Source organism: Streptomyces sp. NPDC093598 (assembly GCF_044764825.1).
Classification (GTDB): Bacteria; Actinomycetota; Actinomycetes; order Streptomycetales; family Streptomycetaceae; genus Streptomyces.
The window spans coordinates 1-2848 of sequence record NZ_JBIWIV010000038.1; the positions used below are offsets into that span (position 1 = coordinate 1).

General features: G+C 73.8%; 2 protein-coding genes. Both read right to left on the minus strand.

Annotated features, from left to right (window positions below; all coding sequences use genetic code 11):
• On the minus strand, positions 1-1723 hold a 1723-nt coding region (locus ACIRDU_RS38585), incomplete at its 3' end, for a type I polyketide synthase (protein ID WP_403588898.1).
• A 127-nt stretch (positions 1724-1850) separates the two neighbouring features.
• Positions 1851-2848: phosphopantetheine-binding protein (locus tag ACIRDU_RS38590; protein ID WP_403588896.1), on the minus strand; the 998-nt coding region annotated here is incomplete at its 5' end.

Genomic DNA, 2848 nt, shown 5'->3' on the forward strand with positions numbered 1-2848 from the left:
ACGCCCCCGCGAACACCGGAAACGCCGCATACAACTCCCGTCCCATCCCCACCCGCTGAGCACCCTGACCCGAGAACACCACCGCCAGACCACCGGGGCGGGTGGGTGCCTCGAAGCTCGTGGGCGTCTCGGAGAGCTGCTGAAGGGCGTCGGACAGGTCGTCGCGGCCGGCGCCGGTCAAGACGGCACGGCGGTCGTGGAGGGTGCGTGTGCTGGCGAGGGAGTAGGCGAGGTCGGTGGCGGACTGCTCGGGGTGGGCGGCCACGTGCGCGTGGAGCCGCCGGGCCTGGGCGCGCAGGGCGTCCTCGTCCGGTGCGGAGAGGATCCAGGGCACGGCCGGGAGCGTCCGGGTCTGCTCCGGGGCGGCGTCCTCCGTTTCCGGGGCCTCCTCGAGGATGACGTGGGCGTTGGTGCCGCTCACGCCGAAGGCCGAGACGGCGGCGCGGCGCGGCGCTGTGTCCCGGGCGGGCCACTCGCGTGCCTCGGTGAGCAGCTCGACCGCGCCGGAGGTCCAGTCGACCATGGGTGTGGGCCGGTCGACATGCAGGGTCCGGGGCAGCAGGCCGTGCCTCATGGCCTGCACCATCTTGATGACACCACCGACGCCGGCGGCGGCGACGGTGTGGCCGATGTTGGACTTCAGCGAACCCAGCCACAGCGGGCGTTCCCGGTCGCGGCCGTAGGTCGCCAGCAGCGCCTGTGCCTCGATCGGGTCGCCCAGCCGCGTGCCCGTGCCGTGCGCCTCCACCGCGTCCACGTCGGCCGGAGTGAGACGGGCGTTGTGAAGGGCCTGCCGGATGACGCGCTCCTGCGACGGCCCGTTCGGCGCCGTCAGACCGTTCGACGCACCGTCCTGGTTCACCGCACTGCCCCGCACCACCGCCAGCACCCGGTGCCCGTTGCGCACCGCGTCCGACAGTCGCTCCACCACCAGCAGGCCGACGCCCTCCGACCAGGAGGTGCCGTCGGCGGCGGCCGCGAACGACTTGATCCGCCCGTCGGGGGCGAGTCCGCCCTGGCGTGAGAAGTCGACGAAGCCGCCCGGGGTCGCGGTGATCGTGGCGCCGCCGGCGAGGGCGAGGGTGGACTCCCCGCGGCGGACCGACTCCACCGCGAGGTGGAGGGCGACCAGCGAGGACGAGCAGGCGGTGTCGATCGAGACGGCCGGGCCTTCCAGGCCGAAGGTGTAGGAGATGCGGCCGGAGGCCACGCTGCTGAGCTTGCCGGTCATGAGGTGGCCCTCCAGCTCGGCGGGCCCTTCGAGTCCGAGGTAGCTCTGCTCGATCACGCCGGCGAACACGGCGGTACGGCTTCCGCGCAGCGTGGCGGGGTCGATCCCGGCGTCCTCGAACGCCTCCCACGCGGTCTCCAGGAGAACGCGCTGCTGGGGGTCCATCGCGCGGGCCTCGCGGGGCGAGATGCCGAAGAAGTCGGCGTCGAACAGGGCGGCGCCGTCGAGGAATCCGCCCTCGCGGGTGTACGACGTGCCGAGCTCGTCGCGGTCCGTGCTGTACAGCGCGTCGAGGTCCCAGCCGCGGTCCGCGGGGAACGGGCTGATGGCGTCCCGGCCTTCGGCGGCGAGGCGCCACAGGTCGTCCGGTGACGTGACGCCGCCGGGGAAGCGGCATGCCATGCCCACGATGGCGACCGGTTCGGTGGCGGCCGACTCGAGGGTTTCGATGCGCTCGCGCGCCTTCTGCAGGTCGGCGGTGACCCACTTCAGGTAGTCGACGAGCTTCTGTTCCTTGGTCTGGGCCTGCTCCTGCGCGCGGGACATGTCAGCGGACATGCGGAATCAGTCTCTCCTCGGTACCGGAAGGGTGGTGGTGCGGGGCGGCGGGCGGACGGCGTCAGTCCGCGGCCCGGCCGAGCTGGGTGTCGATGAAGTCGAAGATCTCGTCCGCGGAGGCGCCCATGAGGTCCGCCACATCGGCGTCGGCCGCGGACGGAGCGGGCGCGTCGGCCGGTCCCGCGAGACGGTCGGCCAGCGCCCGCAACCGCGCGGACAGCGCCACGCGGGTCTCGTCCTGGGGCGAGCCGTCCGCCGCCAGGGCGTCCACGGACGCCTCCAGCCGCTCCAGTTCCTCGGTCGCGGAACGAACGGGGGCGCCCCCCGGTCCGGCCGCGGTGGCCTGGGCCTGTACGTAGGCCGCGAGCGCGGTGGGGGTCGGGTGGTCGAAGACGACGGTGGCGGGCAGGGCCAGCCCGGTCTCTGTGCTCAGCCGGTTGCGCAGTTCGACGCCGGTCAGGGAGTCGAAGCCGAGCTCCTGGAAGGGGCGGTGGGGCACGACGGCCGAGGTGTCGGGGTGCTTGAGCACCTTCGCGACCAGCTCCGTGACGAGGGTCAGGAGGTACTGCTCCCGCTGCGCGTCACTCAACGGCGCGAGCCGCTCGGCCAGGGGCACGGCCCGGGGGGTCACCTCCGGGATGCCGGGCGTCACGGGCGGGACGGGAGCGGAGTCACGCCGGTCGGCCGCGCGTTCGTCGAGCCAGTACCTCCGGCGCTGGAAGGCGTAGGTGGGCAGCGGGACCCGGCGGGCTCCGGTGCCGGCGAAGAACGCCTCCCAGTCGACGGGCACGCCCCGGGCGTACAGCGTTGCGAGCGCCTCGACCAGGGTCTCCGGCTCGGGGCGTCCCGCACGGGTGGCGACGGTGGCGGTCAGGGCGTCGGGGTCGCGGACGGCCTGGGCGGCGAGGGCGGCGAGGACGCCACCGGGGCCGAGTTCCAGGAGTGTGGTGACGCCCTCGGACTCCAGGGTGGTGACGGCGTCGGCGTAGCGGACCGCCTCACGCACCTGCGTCACCCAGTAGTCCGCCGACCGCAGGTCCTCCCCCTGGGCCAACCGGC